Here is a 16,351-nt window from a genome sequence, read left to right on the forward strand (position 1 = left end):
TTAAGATAAGCCTCAACTTTTTTCGTTTGGGGCTTTTTCATTTTCTTTAGTTGAGGTCTTTTCTTTCTGAATTTTCTCAACATCATAGGGTTTTCCTAAATAAACCAATTTCCATCCCTCGGTGAATTTTTCATCCTTTCTATTAACGTCTGAAATAATGTGCAGGACATCCGATTCATCCTTCAAAAACATCGGAATAATATCATCGTCCTTTCCACTCAATTCTATCAAACTCTCTAGATGCTCTTTATCTTGAATATCTATTTCATGAATGGCAGGGTGTTTTCTTGTCGTTTCAGTCAAGGAAATAAAATCATCGGTTTGCATAAAAATATGTTCCTTAGGCACGTAATTAGGATCACTTAACTCATCCGAAGTAATCAATCTAAAGACCCCATTTTGACCAAATTCTTTACCAAACCTATTGATGGCAAACTGATTAATATCAGAATTTCCGGTTAGAGCAATAATATAACCGATATCATTCAACTCAATATTATCCTCCAAAGAAGCTTCGTAAACGTTAGAAACTATGCCTTCCAAGCCCAGTTCCTTTGCTTTTGAGATATTGATTTGATTATTATCAAGCAGCACCACGCGTCGTCCATTTTTCTGTAAATAGTTACCAATGAGTCGGGAGGATTTAGACGCGCCTACAATCAAAATACCATTCGCCTTTTTAAGAAATACACCCAGTAATTTGGCAATGTAACGTGCGGTTGTAGCGTTTAGAATAACGGTTCCCAGCACAATCATAAAGACTAAAGGCGTAATAAATTCAGCATCTTGAACGCCATTCTTTGCCAACTTCAACCCAAATAAAGAAGCAATACCTGCCGCAACAATACCTCGTGGACCTACCCAACTTATAAACACCTTTTCATTGAATTTGAGCGAGGAATTATAGGTACTCCAAAAAACGCCAATCGGTCTTAATATAAACACCACAATGGCAAAAAGCGCCACCATATTCCAATTAAGCACAAGTCTCAGGTCTTCCATATTGATATTGGCTGCGAGTAAGATAAATAAAATGGAAACCAATAAAATGCTCAAGGATTCCTTGAAATACAATAATTCTTTTAAATAAGGCGAATTGGAGTTGCCCAAAACCATGCCCATAACCACAACGGCCAATAAACCCGATTCATGTGCAAAAACATCAGCCAATACAAATACGCCCAACACACTGGCCAGGGCAAAAACATTGAGTAAATAATGTGGAATTAAACGCTTGTTCATGACAAAATTGAGGCCGTGTGCAAAGGCAAATCCGAAAGTACTTCCGAATAATACAATTTTTCCAAATTCAATAAACGCTGTTTTTGTAAAAGCACCGCCCACGTCCAAACTGATAAATTCAAACACCAATACCGCCACTAATGCGCCTATGGGATCTATAAGTATGCCTTCCCATCTCAAAACGGCTGAAACATCTTGTTTTAAGGGTATATGTCGTAAAATAGGAGTGATGACCGTTGGACCTGTCACGACAATCAGAGCCGAAAACAGAAAAGACATTTCCCAGCTGAGATAAAATATATAATGGGCTGCAACCGCACCACCAAAAAAAGTGACAGTGGAACCTATAGTGATCAATTTTGTAATGACCGGACCAATATTCTTTATTTCTTTAACGCGTAAAGTCAATCCGCCTTCAAAAAGAATAATACTTATAGCGAGGGACACAAAATAAAATAGACTTTCTCCAGGAAAAAGTCCCTTTTCACCATTATAAATAGGTTGGATCCATTTTGTTCCGTCACTTGAAAGATACTCTGCCGCAAATGGTCCTACTAAAAGACCAATTAAAATTAAGGGAAGAATGGCCGGAATCTTCAATTTCCAAGCTACCCATTGCGCCAAGATCCCTAATATGACAATTCCTGATAATTCAACCATATACTATTTTACCTTTGTTAATATGGTAAAGTTATTTTTTTTGACTCAAGAACCCCAAAAAATATCATAAAATATGAAATTAGAGGTTTAAAAGATGAGGAAAGAAAGGTTTTTAAAACACCGCTTATTTCTGAGCCTTATTTTGAGTTTCAGAATTGTAGTATAATGTTTTTAGACTTTTTTTGAGTACTGTAAAGCGATAGATTCCGATAATAAAAAAGATGGCACTAAAAATTAAAGACAATATGGCCAAGTATTTAAAATCCGGAAAGCTTTTTAACTGAAAAAAAGCAATCCCGCCCAGCATCAAATATAGCGACGATCTAATATAAGACAATAAGGTGCGCTCATTGGCCAGTCGGGTCCGTTCAATCGCCAGATAGTCTCTTAAAATGACCTCCTGATCGGGTTTGAAATCCCGTCCAAACCTCAAAAGTTTGATTTTGCTTAGCTTTAAAGATGCTGGAACAATTCTTTTCATAAATCTTTTTTATAAAATTAGAATAATTTTCAGTGCTTTCAAATTTTATGAGTCGTAAGTTCGCTTCAATATGTTAAAAAACAGCCAATATCATTGCTGAAAACGGGCAAATTTTAAGTGTTTTAGTAATTTGCAGCTTTAACAATCGCCTAAAGAAACAACTATGCAACTATATCCTATTGAATCTGGTAATTTCAAACTCGATGGCGGTGCTATGTTTGGTGTTGTGCCTAAATCGCTTTGGCAACGTACCAACACCCCCGATGCCAATAATATGATTGATATTGCGGCACGTTGTTTATTGATTGAAGAGGGCAACCGACTCATCCTGATTGACACCGGAATGGGAAACAAGCAAAGTGATAAATTCTTTGGCTACTACTTTTTATGGGGAAATGACTCCATTGACAATTCTTTAAAACAGCATGGATTTCATCGCGATGACATCACAGATGTGTTCATGACCCATCTACATTTTGATCATTGTGGTGGTAGCGTCCAATGGAACAAGGATAAAACCGGATACGAACCTGCTTTTAAAAATGCACATTACTGGAGCAATTCCGAGCATTGGAAATGGGCAACCCAACCCAACAATCGCGAAAAAGCATCCTTTTTAAAAGAAAATATCGTTCCGATGGAAGAAAGTGGACAACTTAAGTTTACATCGCTTCCTGAAAATAGACTGCTAAAAAATTCAGAATTGGGCTTTGATATCTTTTTTGCTGATGGACACACAGATAAACAAATGATCCCGCTCATCACCTATAAAGATAAAACCATCGCTTTTATGGCCGATTTGTTGCCAACCGTTGGCCACTTACCTTTGCCCTTTGTCATGGGATACGATACCAGACCGCTATTGACCTTAGATGAAAAGGAAATCTTCCTAAATACCGCGGCAGACAATAATTATTATCTGTTTTTAGAACATGATGCCCATAATCAAATCATCACCGTAAAACATACGGACAAAGGCGTTCGTTTAGATCAAACCTTTACTACAAAAGACATTTTTACAAATTAATATTTAGATCACATGAAATTATTTAAATCCTTTGCTATTGCTGCTTTTACAGCAAGTATCCTCTTTAATTGTGGTTCAGCATCTAGCGTCATTTCAACACCGTTGGAAAATATTGACACGCTGCCCTTAAAAACTTCTGAATTGACTGAAGCTGAAATGCAACATTGGGGTCATTTGGATCTGAAAAAGGATACCATTCCCGGGATGAGCGTCGACAGAGCTTACGACGAAATTATCAAAAACAAAAAAGGAAGTATCGTTATTGTTGCCGTTATTGACTCAGGAATTGATATCGATCATGAGGATCTACAAGGTGTAATCTGGACCAATAAAAAAGAAATTCCGGGTAATGGGATAGATGATGACAACAACGGATATGTTGATGACGTCCATGGATGGAATTTTTTAGGTGATGGCTATAACGAACAATTGGAATTTGTGCGACTATTAGCCAGTGGCGATACATCACATCCACGATATGCAGAAGCAAAAGCAGAACGTCAAGTAGAATACGACAAATATGCGGGCATCAAAACTAATTATGAGCAGTTTTTGCAACAAATCACCAATGCTGATGATGCTTTGGAAAAGGAAACCAAAAAGAAAAATTACACAAGAGAAGATGTAGATGCCATCAGTACCAACAATCAAACGTTACAACAATACATCGCTATTGCAAAATACGTGTACACTATGGACTTTGAGAGTCTTAAAGCAGCTAAAAAGGATATCAGTGAAGGTTTAGAAGATATTACAGACCGTTTGAACTATAACCTCAACGTCGATTTCAGAGGTCGTAAAACAGGTGATAATCCTGATGATATGGTAGAGAAATACTATGGCAACAACAACGTAAAACCTAAAAAACCATCTGAAAGCCACGGCACACACGTTGCAGGAATTATTGCAGCCGTAAGAAATAATGGGAAAGGCGCAAATGGTGTTGCAAACAATGTAAAAATCATGAGCGTTAGAGCAGTTCCAAATGGCGATGAATATGATAAGGATATCGCCTTGGCCATTAGATATGCAGCGGATAACGGTGCACAAATAATCAACACAAGTTTTGGAAAATACTATTCTCCACACAGTGACTGGGTTAGAGATGCTATTGTTTATGCAGCCTCTAAAGATGTTTTAATCGTTAATGCCGCCGGAAATGAAGGTGCAGACCTTGATACCAAAGATGTCTATCCTAATGACGCCATTGGTACGGGTCCTGAAATTTCAGATAATTTCATCAGTGTGGGATCATTAGATTCAAAATATGGGTCTAGTATGATTTCAAGCTTTTCAAATTATGGAAAAATTAACGTGGACATTTTTGCTCCAGGAGGAGATATTTATTCAACGTATCCTGAAAACACTTATAAATCCATTGGTGGAACCTCTATGGCCTCTCCCGCAGTGGCCGGTATTGCAGCATTGATACGTTCATATTATCCAAAACTGACGGCGCCACAGGTTAAGAAAATCATCATGGATTCTGGATTGGCACTCACAACCAAAGTTATTGTTGGTGGTAAAACATCTGATGTACGACCGTTCAAAGACCTTTCAAAATCAGGAAAAATTGCCAATGCCTATAACGCTATGATATTAGCGGAACAAACAGCAAAAAACCTCTAATTAAATCGTATTTAAAATGAAAATCAAAATTGCATTATGTCTTAGTTTTCTTTTGTTAATGCCGCTTACTAAAGGGCATTCCCAAAACGAGACGCCACCATCTTCCAGGCCACATTATTGGCAACAACATGTGGACTATACCATGGCTATTGATATGGATGTCAAAACCTACAAATACACTGGTACTCAAAAATTGATCTATACCAATAATTCACCTGATGTTTTAAACCGGGTGTTTTATCATTTATATCCAAATGCCTTTCAACCGGATAGTGAAATGGATGCCAGATTACAAAGTATTCCGGACCCTGATGGGCGAATGGTTAATAATCTCGGGACCAAGGCAGATCCAATTTATGAAAGTAGAATCAGTAAATTAAGTCCCGATGAAATAGGATATATCAAGGTGAATTCATTGACTCAAGACGGCAAGAAAGTCAGTCATGAAACACAGGGCACCATTTTGATCGTTACTTTGGACAAACCAATCCAACCGGGAGAAAAAATTACTTTTGATATGGTTTTTGATGCACAGGTACCGATTCAAATCCGCCGTTCTGGAAGAAACAACAAAGAAGGCGTGGCATTGTCCATGTCGCAATGGTATCCTAAACTGGCCGAATATGATGATGAAGGTTGGCATGCCGATCCGTATATCGCAAGAGAATTTTATGGGGTATGGGGAGACTTTGATGTCAAAATCACCATCGATAAAAATTATACCATTGGTGGAACGGGCTATCTTCAAAATCCGAATGAAATTGGCCATGGTTATGAAACTGCAACCGTAAAACAACCAAAAGGAAAAACCTTGACCTGGCATTTTAAAGCACCAAACGTTCACGATTTTACCTGGGCGGCAGATCCGGAGTATATCCATGACACACTTCAGGTTGAAAATGGACCACTTTTGCATTTCTTGTATAAAAAAACAATGCCAGCCGCTAATCTGGAAAATTGGAAAATATTACAACCTGTTACAGAGCAATTGATGCAGTATTTCAGCACCAACGTTGGTGATTATCCTTACGATCAATATTCCGTGATACAAGGCGGTGATGGTGGAATGGAATACGGTATGTGTACACTCATTGTAGGCGAAGGTACCATCAGTGGTTTGATTGGTGTGACGGCCCATGAATTGGCACATAGCTGGTTCCAATTTGTATTGGCGAGCAATGAGAATAAACATTCATGGATGGATGAAGGGTTTACCACCTATATTCAAGACCGAGCTTTGGATGCCATAACTGGTACCAATAGCGATAATCCGTTTACTGGATCGTACCGTTCTTATATTTCATTGGCCAATTCCGATAGAGATCAACCACAAAGCACCCACTCCGATCGTTATGCCTACAATCGTGCGTTTTCTATTAATTCCTACAGCAAAGGAGCGCTGTTTTTAGCACAACTGGGATATATCATGGGCGAAAAAAATTTAGATAAAACCCTTAAGCAGTATTATAAAGAATGGGGCTTCAAACATCCAAAACCTATGGATTTCATAAGAATTGCCGAAAAAGTCTCAGGGATGGAATTGGATTGGTATTTAACCGATTGGACCCAAACCACAAACACCATTGATTATGCGGTTAAGAATGCAGATTCCAAGGGTAATAAAACAACCGTTACCTTAGAGCGTATTGGTTTGATGCCAATGCCTTTAGATCTTGAAATAACCTATGCCGATGGTTCAAAGTCAGCCTACCATATCCCATTGCGGATGACCAGAGGCGCTAAACCAACACCCACTACAACAACAGTTTTACCAAATTGGGCTTGGGCACACTCAAACTATACTTTTGAGGTTGAAAAAGCAAAAAGTGATATAACGTCCATCACCATTGATCCGAGAGGTTATATGGCTGATGTCAACAGAGAAAACAATGTCCTAAAAATTAATTAAATAAGGGATTTACTTTATAAAAAAACCGCTTCCAACAGGCGGTTTTTTTATTCCACAAAGCCTTACCTTTGACGCCCTATGGATCAGTCGTATAAAAAAATAGAAAAACTTAAAGGTGAGAAGCTAATTGAAAAGCTATTTTCTGAAGGCAAGTCTGTCGTTGCTTATCCTTTACGATTGGTCTATTTAAAGACCAACTTTGACGCGCCTGTAAAAATAAAGGCAGGTGTTTCCGTCAGCAAACGGAATTTCAAAAAAGCGGTGGATCGAAACAGAATAAAACGCTTGATGCGAGAGGCTTATCGACTTAATAAATCGAATTATTTTAACAACATTCCTGATCAATATGCGTTTATGATTTTGTACATTGGTAAGACCAAAACCGATTTTGAAACTGTTACAAAAAAAATGAATACGCTGATGGACGCATTTTTAAAACAACAATCCCTCCCTAAACCCTAAATTTTAGAGACTAAGATTATGAAAAAGTTATTGACCAAAAAGATAGTCATCCCTATTTTTATAGGTGTTTTATTTATCACCGGATCCGCATTTAAAAATGATTTCTTTGAAATTGCCAAACAAATAGAAATTTTTACGACGCTTTTTAAAGAAGTCAATATGAATTATGTTGACGAAACAAATCCCGCAGATTTGATGGATACAGCCATCAAAAGTATGCTTCAGGATTTGGATCCTTATACCAATTTTTATAACGAACAGGATGTAGAAGCATCCAGAATTAACAATACAGGCGATTATACAGGCATTGGAGCCAGTGTATTGACTTTAAAGGACAAACTGGTCATCATAGAGCCTTATAAAGGTTTTCCGGCAGATAAAGCAGGATTAAAGGCAGGCGACGAGATTATCAAGGTAGATAATACTGTGGTTGCAGATTTTAGTGATGATGCCGGTAATTTATTGCAAGGCACCGCCGGAACAACAGTAGATGTGACTTATATCCGTCAAGGAAAAACGGAAACGGCAACCATTAAACGTGAAGCCGTAGAAATTCATGCCGTTCCGCATTATTCTATGATTGATGATAAAACAGGTTATGTGGTATTGCGTAAATTCAATGAAAAAGCATCGTCAGAAACCATTAAAGCCATTCGAGATTTAAAATCCCAAGGCGCAAAACAGATTGTTTTAGATCTTCGGGGAAATTTGGGAGGTTTGTTGAACGAAGCTGTAAATGTGACCAACATTTTTGTACCTCAAAATCAATTGGTGGTGACCACAAAATCAAAGGTTGATAAATACAATAAAACCTATTATACCCAAAAGGAACCGATAGACACAGAAATTCCAGTAGTGGTACTCATTGATGGCAGAAGTGCGTCAGCAAGTGAAATTGTTGCCGGCGCCTTACAGGATTTGGATAGAGCAGTGGTTGTAGGTGCAAGAAGTTTTGGAAAAGGTTTGGTACAACGTCCTAAGCCATTGGTTTATGGAACGCAATTAAAAATTACAATCTCACGTTATTACACGCCTTCAGGACGTTGTATCCAGGCTTTGGATTATTGGAATAGAGATGAATTGGGCAAGGCCACACGTGTACAAACAGAAAATTATACCGCGTTCAAGACCAAACGTGGACGAACAGTCTATGATGGTGGCGGGATCCAGCCGGATGTGGAGCTTGGTATCACTAAATTAAGCCCTATAACAAGTGCTATTGTCAACGAAAATCTCATTTTCGACTTTGCTACGGAGTATTACTATTCCCATCAAGTGACCGATTTAAAAACTTTTGAATTGACGGATGCCGATTTCAATGCCTTTAAAACTTTCCTAAAATCCAATAATTTCACTTTTGAAACCAAAACCGAAAAAGCATTTGACGATGCGCTTTTAGTAGCCAAGGAAGAAGCATTAAACAGCGTGATTGATACACAATACAACACCTTATTAAAAGCGCTCAATACGTATAAAACAGAAGCTATTGATGCCAATAAAACACAACTTATGGGTTTATTGGCGGAGGAGATTGTAAAGCGCTACTTTTATAGAGAAGGGATGTACACCTATTATATTGCCCATAATACAGAAATCAAAAAAAGCACGGAAATCCTTAAAAACCCATCAACTTATCTAGGTTATCTTCAATAAATTCCATACATCGATAAGAAAATGCGATTCTTGAAAAATTAGCTATATTTATTCTTTCAAGAGAATAAATTATGAAAAAAATTTTCTTCTTAGGTTTTCTTTTCTCCCAAATGATCTGGGCACAAGAAGAATTGAAGCACGAGGTGTTTTTTAAAACTGATGCTTACGATGTATCTGATACCGAACACAACAGACTTTTACTTTTTCTATCAGATATTGAATCTTTAGACATCGAGAAAATTTCCATCTATGGCTTTACAGACGATCGGGGCAGTGCCGAATATAACCTGGTTCTTTCGCAAAATAGAGCCAACAGCATTAAAACCATCTTTTCAAATAATGAGTTTGATGAATCTATTATCACCAATGTAGATGGAAAAGGTAAAATTTTACTAAAACTCATCAAAGAAGAGGACGTCAGTAAAATAAGAGGTTTAAACCGAAAAGTGGAAATTATTGTGACCCCATATTTTCCTCCACGGCCAGAAGTTGTCACCGAAACAAAAACCGCCAGTGAAACTTTAGCAGGCGATATAAAGATTGGCGATTATATTCTGTTGGATAATATTCTGTTTAAAACGGGTTACAGCTATTTACTTCCTGAATCTAAAAACACCTTGGAAGAAATTTCAAAAGTCCTTCTCCAACGGGAAGACATCTATTTTACCATCCAAGGCCACGTATGCTGCACTCAAAACAGCAGGGATGCTATTGACAGAAAAACCAAAAAACGAAATTTATCCTTGGCGAGAGCTCAATATATTTATACTTATTTGTCTAAAAAAGGCGTGGATCCCAGGCGTATGAAATTTGTGGGAATGCGCCGTAAATTTCCACTTGGAGGCGAAGCAAAATATGACCGACGTGTAGAAATCTTAGTGACTTACGTGAACGAAATCAATTAAGTTTTGAGCATTTCAATATGAGGAATCCCATCTTCTAAATATTCCTCGCCAACTTCTACAAATCCTAAATTATTATAGAAACGTTTCAAATAGGTCTGTGCAGAGATTTTGATTTTAGTTTCGCTATAGGTCTCTTCAATGACCCGTATAGAAGCTTTCATAATATCATAACCGTAATTTAAATGCCGTTCTCCCGCTTTAACCAGAACTCTTCCTATACTTGCGTACTCAAAATAATCGTTGGGTTTGAAAAGACGTGTATAGGCCACTAATTGATCATTTTTAAAGCCCATAACATGTAAGGCATTCTGGTCCTTAAAGTCGATATCTTGATAGACGCAGTCTTGTTCCACCACAAAAACCTCACTTCGCAATTGCAAAATGGCGTAAAGTTCATCAATGGAAAGCTCTTTAAAAGTTTTGGTTATAATATTTAGCATGAGCTATCTTATAAGGTCATTGGACTATCACTCAAAAAAAAGTAAGCATCCTATATTGTATCCTTCATATTAGGCGTTGAGAAGTAGGAGCACCATGATTACTGTTGCACGGGAATCTTTTTGATTCGGTTTTCGTGTCGCCCACCTTCAAAAGCAGTATCCAAAAAGGTATCTACCATTTCAATAACTTGTGGTAAGGCTGTAAATCGTGATGGAATACTCAAAATATTAGCATTGTTATGTTGTCTGGCCAACGCAACAATCTCCTTAGTCCAACATAGCGCAGATCGCACACCTTGATGCTTATTTGCCGTCATATTGGCACCATTACCGCTTCCGCAGATGATAATTCCGTAATCTACCGCTTTATCTTCCACATCCTTGGCTACAGGATGTACAAAATCTGGATAGTCAACACTATCATTACTGTTGGTACCGTAATTATTGACAGTATACCCTTTCTTTTCCAGGTGCTTTATAACAGCTTGTTTGTACTCAGTTCCTGCGTGATCATTACCAATTGAAATCGTCATAATCTATTGTTTTTATATCTATTTTTAAGAGGCTAAAGTTACAAAATAATATAGTTGGACGGTTCTAAAATTTGCACTGAATATAGATGTTACCAACAGGTTTTGATATTCTTCCATGATAACTTTTTAATAATCAAATATCCCTTTATTATAGTTTTAAAAACCAGAAGCCGAACTTTACAAATAACTACAAACTAAAAGGCCTCTAAAATGAACCATAATCAAAATTATTGGCAATCTCTAGTTTGATGTGACCAAACTAATAACAATCGAACATCGCTAGTTGCTCATTACTTGTTCATAACTTGTGGCTAAGATTTAATAGATTAATTTTAAAAATCCAATTTTTTTTCTCAGCCAAATCTTAAATGAGATGACCAAAAAAGTTAGCCATTTTGTTTGGATAGGTTATCATCATCCAAATGATACTCTATGAACATGAAAATGACAAAATGTTATGAGCAAACTGCTGTGAATTATGGTTATCAACAGTTGTTAACAACTACCAAGATAGCATTAAGAATCAATCAGTTTGATAAATATAGTCTGTTAACATCATCTTCAATAACTGTGATAAGTGACTATTCAAAACGAAAACTGATAAAGTTATCACGGCTATTAACACACCATCATAAGCACCATTATTTTTTTTAAATTTAAATAAAAGCTTATTATAATATATATAAATGTGGATAACTGTTTTTTAGATTCAAATTTGGATGATTTAGTTGAACTTATCTAAAATTATGAGAAACCGTTATTCTCATTTTTGTCTCAAGAATTAGTAACAAGTTTATATAATTCTATCCTTTTAGCGTAATTATCTAATAAAATAGTATAAAATACAGATAAACAATGACTTATAGGTATAAAGGTGCATTATGCAAGTATTTTTTATAATCAATATAATTACATAACTTACTCGTTATTAACTAAATAGATCTTTAATTATGAGAAAGCCATTACTTCTTTTTTTGTGCTTATTTGGTATTGCATTGAGCCAAGCACAGATCTTTAACTATGAGATGTTACAGTACACCGTAACCGATGCTACGAACAGATATGTTTCTGTAAATAAAATAGGTACTACTTGTCCTACAGGTAGACTCTGGATTCCCGTAACTGTGGATTTTAATGGTATAACCTATGCTGTCAAAAGTATTGAAGATAATGCGTTTAGTGGTTGCAGTGATATAACGGAGGTTAGTATGAATTCTGGTCTTTTCCATATCGGACATTCTGCTTTTCGGAATTGTACCAGTTTAGCTAGTTTCAGGATTTCAAATCTCGTTACCAGTATAGGAAATTATGCATTTGAAAATTGTTCTAGCCTCATAAGATTTGGAATACCAAATGACGTTACCATAATTGGAGTGGGTACTTTTAATAATTGTACCAGTCTTGTGGGTATTGGGATACCAGAGGGCATTACTAATATTGGAGATCAAGCTTTTAATAATTGCAGTAGTTTAACTAATATTATTATACCAAGCACTGTTACAAGTATCGGAATTGGCGCTTTTAGAAATTGTAGCAATCTGAATAATATTGTAATACCAAATAATGTTATAACCATTGGGGTTGAATCTTTTTCTAATTGTTTTGAATTGAAAAGCGTTGATATAGGAAAAGGCGTTACCAACCTCGGAGATTCTGCTTTTGAAAAGTGTAGTGCTCTATCCAGCGTCACAGTACATTGGGACACTCCATTATCGATAAATGCTAATGTATTTGAAGATGTAGTTATTGAAAATATTCCATTAACTATACCATCAGATTCAGAGACTGCCTACCAAGCTGCATCTGTTTGGCAAAATTTTGGATCATATTTAAAATATTTTAATGATGGAGTTTTAGAATATACTGTAACAGATATTCCAAATTCATATGTTTCCGTAAAAAAATATGATGATACGTGTCCAACAGGTAATCTCACAATTCCTGGAACTGTAAATAATAATGGTACAACTTATACAATCACAAGCATAGAAGAACGAGCTTTTGAAGTATGTGTTAATTTAACAGGTGTATCATTGCCAGATAGACTTACCAATATTGGAGTTGGGTCTTTTCGTGGTTGTACTAGTTTGGAGAGTGTTTTTATTCCAAATGGCGTTACCCGTCTAGAACATGGTACTTTTGCTGATTGTATAGCTCTAACAAATGTATCGTTGCCTGAGAGTCTCGCAGAAATTGGACAAAGTGTTTTTCTCAGATGTACAAGTCTAACAGAGGTAATACTGCCAGAGAGTCTTATTAGAATTGGAAGAGCTGCTTTTCAAAGTTGTACAAGTATGACGAGTATCACTATTCCAGATAGTGTTACCAGTATCGAAGAATATGCTTTTTCTATGCTAACGGGTCTAACGAATTTTACCATACCAAATGGAATTGCGAGTATTGAAGAATATACTTTTTGGGAGTCGAGTGGCTTAACCAATGTTATTATTCCGGAGGGAGTTTCTAGTATCGGCTTCGGTGCTTTTATGAAGTGTACTAGCTTAACAAGTGTATCTATCCCAGCTAGTGTGACTAGTATAGGAGAAAGAGCTTTTGAAAATAATACTAGTCTAACGAGTGTGATTACCCATTGGTCAAACCCAATAGCAATAAATGCTAATGTGTTTCAAAATGTAGCCATAGAAAACATTCCATTAACCATACCATCAGGAAGCTTAGCTGCTTACCAAGCTGCAGCTGTTTGGAAGGATTTTGGATCCTTTGTGTTGGGTATTACGGACTTTGTTATGGAGACCATCCGGTTATACCCAAACCCAACCTCATCCTTTTTAAAAATAGATTTGAATGGAACTTCAGAACTTAAGAAAGCGACCATTTATAATAACTTAGGTCAATTGATTTCAGAGGAAAAGGAAACTCAAATCAGTGTTTCCAACTATTCAAAAGGGCTTTATTTCGCAGAAATAGAGACGACTCAAGGCAAGGTCACCAAGAGATTTTTGGTGGATTAAATTATTAAAACCCTAATGATTAATAATGGCTCGCATTAATTTGTGGGCTTTTTTTTGATTTAATTTTAGATTGTTTTAATGATTCTCCTATAGAATTTTTCAAATCAACTATTCTCAATTCTATCCCAAAACTAGTAGAAATATTGAATTATTTTTAGATTATACGGTATTTATCATTTAAAATATGTAAAACACTAAATATTAATAAGTTATGAGTAAATAGTCATATTATAAGAGTATTTTTTATAATGAAATTAATTAGTTAACTTACTCATTATTAACTATATATATATATATTATGAAAAACCAACTACTTCTTTTTTTGTGCTTATTTGGGATGACGATAAGCCAGTCCCAGACTTTTAATGATGGGGTGTTAGAATACACCGTAACCGATGTCACAAATGGCTATGTTTCTGTAAAAAAATATGAGACTGCTGGACCGACAGGGGATCTCTCTATACCTGAAACCGTAGTGGATAATGGTTTAACCTACATAATAACGAGTATTCAAGATTCTGGATTTTTTTGGAGTCTTGGTTTAACTAGTGTTAGCATACCAAATACTGTTTCTAGTATCGGAAATCGAGCTTTTGAAAGTTGTAGGGTTCTAGAGAGTATTAATATACCAAATAGTGTTACAAGTATTGGGAATAAGGCTTTTGAAGGTTGTTGGAATTTGGAAAGTGCAAGTCTATCCGATAACATTATTAGTATAGGAAACGAAACTTTTAGTGGTTGTCGACGTTTATTAAGCATTGATATACCAAATGGAGTTACAAGTATTGGTAATTCAGCTTTTCAGGGGTGTGGTATGCTGGAGAGTATTAATATTCCAGATAGTGTTGAAAGTATTGGTAATTCAGCTTTTTATGGTTGTTTTACGCTGAAGAGTATTAATATTCCAAATAGTGTTAAAAGTATAGGTAATTCAGCTTTTTACCGTTGTAGATCTTTAACAAACGTTGTTCTACCAGTTGACATTATCAGTATAGAAAATCAAACTTTTAGTGAGTGTAGTAGTTTATTGACCGTTAATATACCAAATGGAGTTAAGAGCATTGGATCATCTGCATTTTCCGAATGTGAAAACTTAACGAGTATTGATATACCCGATGGAGTTACCAGTATTGGACAATCTGCTTTTTGGAATTGTAGTAGTTTATCAAGTATAATTCTACCGGAGGGTCTTACGGATTTTGGAGATAGCGTTTTTCATGGTTGTAGTAATCTCACAAGTGTATCTCTCCCAAATGGTATTACCAGAATTCCAAATGGAACTTTTCGCGGTTGTAGCAGTTTACCAAGTATCTCTTTACCAATTGGTATAATCATTATTGGAGAACAAGCTTTTTCCGGTTGCAGTAGTTTAACAAGTATAATTCTACCAGATGGTCTTAGAAGTATTGGACGAAATGCTTTTTACGGGTGTACTGGTCTAACAAATGTAACTTTACCAGATAATCTTACTAGTATGGGAGCGTCTGCTTTTTCTCGTTGTAGTAGATTAACGAGTATTGCCATTCCTGAAAGAATTACGATTATTAGTGAAGGATCTTTTAGTTATTGTACTAGTCTCACGAACGTATCTCTTCCTAATGGTATTACTAGTATTGGACCGCGTGCTTTTGATGGTTGTAGTAGTCTCATAAGCGTACCTCTTCCAAATAGTCTTAAATTTATTTACGATCAAGCTTTTAAAGATTGTAATAGTTTAACAAGTATAATTCTACCAGATGATCTTAGAACTATTGGACTTGGTGCTTTTAGTGATTGCAGTAGTTTAACAAACATTAATATTCCAGGATCTGTTGCCATTATGGGTACTTTTGTTTTTGCCCGTAGTACTGCGCTGTCCAGTGTCACAGTAAATTGGAATATACCATTAGCTATAAACGCTAATGTGTTTGAAGGGATAACTATAGAAAACATCCCCTTAACCGTCCCTGCAGGAACTGAAGCCGCTTACCAAGCCGCAGCTGTCTGGCAGGATTTCGATTGGTCTGCTTTAAGCCTCTTAGATTTTGCCATTGCAACAGTCCGGTTATACCCCAACCCAACCTCATCCTTTTTAAAAATAGATTTGAATGGAACTTCAGAACTTAAGAAAGCGACCATTTATAATAACTTAGGTCAATTGATTTCAGAGGAAAAGGAAACTCAAATCAGTGTTTCCAACTATTCAAAAGGGCTTTATTTTGCAGAAATAGAGACTAATCAAGGCAAGGTTACCAAGAAATTTATGGTGGAGTAACTTATTAAAAGTATATGATTTACAAAGGCTCACGTTAATTTGTGAGCCTTTTTACGTTAACTTAACCATAATTTTATAATGGTTTCACATTAAAAACGTAGTTTTGTAAAACTTAATTACCAATCTTCTCCTTTAATTAAGTTTGAAATAACTGAATTTCGCTAACTTTAGAAATTCAATAAGA

General features: G+C 36.1%; 12 protein-coding genes. 8 read left to right on the top strand and 4 right to left on the bottom strand.

All coding sequences use genetic code 11. The annotated features are described in order from the left end of the window. Nucleotides 1-12 precede the first annotated feature (12 nt). Both ESZ48_RS01520 and ESZ48_RS01525 read right to left on the bottom strand, forming a co-directional pair. Nucleotides 13-1,902: a cation:proton antiporter gene (locus tag ESZ48_RS01520; protein WP_129015541.1), complete on the bottom strand. Its 1,890-nt coding sequence runs from the start codon at nucleotides 1,900-1,902 to the stop codon at nucleotides 13-15. 124 nt (nucleotides 1,903-2,026) lie between these two features. Next, entirely contained in the window at nucleotides 2,027-2,383 is a 357-nt protein-coding gene (locus ESZ48_RS01525) for a DUF202 domain-containing protein (RefSeq protein WP_223266325.1), read from the bottom strand. A gap of 163 nt (nucleotides 2,384-2,546) precedes the next feature. Between ESZ48_RS01525 and ESZ48_RS01530 the strand changes: the two genes are divergently transcribed. The 6 genes from ESZ48_RS01530 (at nucleotide 2,547) to ESZ48_RS01555 (ending at nucleotide 9,968) form a co-directional block, all read left to right on the top strand. Further along, nucleotides 2,547-3,410, top strand: a complete 864-nt coding sequence (locus ESZ48_RS01530; protein ID WP_129015542.1) for an MBL fold metallo-hydrolase — start codon at nucleotides 2,547-2,549, stop codon at nucleotides 3,408-3,410. Nucleotides 3,411-3,422: 12 nt separating this feature from the next. Then, complete coding sequence (locus ESZ48_RS01535; protein ID WP_129015543.1) at nucleotides 3,423-5,039, top strand: S8 family peptidase; 1,617 nt, start codon at nucleotides 3,423-3,425, stop codon at nucleotides 5,037-5,039. 16 nt (nucleotides 5,040-5,055) lie between these two features. Further along, nucleotides 5,056-6,948 carry a M1 family metallopeptidase gene (locus tag ESZ48_RS01540; protein WP_129015544.1) on the top strand — a complete coding sequence of 631 codons (1,893 nt, stop codon included), beginning with the start codon at nucleotides 5,056-5,058 and terminating at the stop codon, nucleotides 6,946-6,948. A 78-nt stretch (nucleotides 6,949-7,026) separates the two neighbouring features. Beyond that, nucleotides 7,027-7,410: a ribonuclease P protein component gene (gene rnpA, locus ESZ48_RS01545; RefSeq protein WP_129015545.1), complete on the top strand. Its 384-nt coding sequence runs from the start codon at nucleotides 7,027-7,029 to the stop codon at nucleotides 7,408-7,410. A gap of 18 nt (nucleotides 7,411-7,428) precedes the next feature. Beyond that, a complete protein-coding gene (locus ESZ48_RS01550) occupies nucleotides 7,429-9,063 on the top strand; it encodes a S41 family peptidase (RefSeq protein ID WP_129015546.1) in 1,635 nt (544 codons plus the stop codon). Nucleotides 9,064-9,134: 71 nt separating this feature from the next. Next, nucleotides 9,135-9,968, top strand: coding sequence for an OmpA family protein (locus tag ESZ48_RS01555; RefSeq protein ID WP_129015547.1), 834 nt, complete (start codon nucleotides 9,135-9,137; stop codon nucleotides 9,966-9,968). Here the strand turns inward: ESZ48_RS01555 and ESZ48_RS01560 are convergent. Then, entirely contained in the window at nucleotides 9,965-10,408 is a 444-nt protein-coding gene (locus ESZ48_RS01560; RefSeq protein ID WP_129015548.1) for a GNAT family N-acetyltransferase, read from the bottom strand. The genes ESZ48_RS01555 and ESZ48_RS01560 overlap by 4 nt on opposite strands. A gap of 98 nt (nucleotides 10,409-10,506) precedes the next feature. Continuing rightward, nucleotides 10,507-10,941, bottom strand: coding sequence for a ribose 5-phosphate isomerase B (gene rpiB, locus ESZ48_RS01565; protein WP_129015549.1), 435 nt, complete (start codon nucleotides 10,939-10,941; stop codon nucleotides 10,507-10,509). A 950-nt stretch (nucleotides 10,942-11,891) separates the two neighbouring features. Between rpiB and ESZ48_RS01570 the strand changes: the two genes are divergently transcribed. Together ESZ48_RS01570 and ESZ48_RS01575 are read left to right on the top strand one after the other, a co-directional pair. Next, nucleotides 11,892-13,913: a leucine-rich repeat domain-containing protein gene (locus ESZ48_RS01570; protein WP_129015550.1), complete on the top strand. Its 2,022-nt coding sequence runs from the start codon at nucleotides 11,892-11,894 to the stop codon at nucleotides 13,911-13,913. Nucleotides 13,914-14,211: 298 nt separating this feature from the next. After that, a complete protein-coding gene (locus tag ESZ48_RS01575) occupies nucleotides 14,212-16,167 on the top strand; it encodes a leucine-rich repeat domain-containing protein (RefSeq protein WP_129015551.1) in 1,956 nt (651 codons plus the stop codon). Nucleotides 16,168-16,351 lie beyond the last annotated feature (184 nt).

This window comes from Gelidibacter gilvus (genome assembly GCF_004115975.1).
In the GTDB taxonomy this organism is placed as follows: Bacteria; Bacteroidota; Bacteroidia; order Flavobacteriales; family Flavobacteriaceae; genus Gelidibacter; species Gelidibacter gilvus.

Coding starts and splice junctions, on each gene's coding strand:
- ESZ48_RS01520 (WP_129015541.1), bottom strand. CDS start 1,902: ATGGTTGAATTATCAGGAATTGTCATATTAGGGATCTTGGCGCAATGG.
- ESZ48_RS01525 (WP_223266325.1), bottom strand. CDS start 2,383: ATGAAAAGAATTGTTCCAGCATCTTTAAAGCTAAGCAAAATCAAACTT.
- ESZ48_RS01530 (WP_129015542.1), top strand. CDS start 2,547: ATGCAACTATATCCTATTGAATCTGGTAATTTCAAACTCGATGGCGGT.
- ESZ48_RS01535 (WP_129015543.1), top strand. CDS start 3,423: ATGAAATTATTTAAATCCTTTGCTATTGCTGCTTTTACAGCAAGTATC.
- ESZ48_RS01540 (WP_129015544.1), top strand. CDS start 5,056: ATGAAAATCAAAATTGCATTATGTCTTAGTTTTCTTTTGTTAATGCCG.
- rnpA (WP_129015545.1), top strand. CDS start 7,027: ATGGATCAGTCGTATAAAAAAATAGAAAAACTTAAAGGTGAGAAGCTA.
- ESZ48_RS01550 (WP_129015546.1), top strand. CDS start 7,429: ATGAAAAAGTTATTGACCAAAAAGATAGTCATCCCTATTTTTATAGGT.
- ESZ48_RS01555 (WP_129015547.1), top strand. CDS start 9,135: ATGAAAAAAATTTTCTTCTTAGGTTTTCTTTTCTCCCAAATGATCTGG.
- ESZ48_RS01560 (WP_129015548.1), bottom strand. CDS start 10,408: ATGCTAAATATTATAACCAAAACTTTTAAAGAGCTTTCCATTGATGAA.
- rpiB (WP_129015549.1), bottom strand. CDS start 10,941: ATGACGATTTCAATTGGTAATGATCACGCAGGAACTGAGTACAAACAA.
- ESZ48_RS01570 (WP_129015550.1), top strand. CDS start 11,892: ATGAGAAAGCCATTACTTCTTTTTTTGTGCTTATTTGGTATTGCATTG.
- ESZ48_RS01575 (WP_129015551.1), top strand. CDS start 14,212: ATGAAAAACCAACTACTTCTTTTTTTGTGCTTATTTGGGATGACGATA.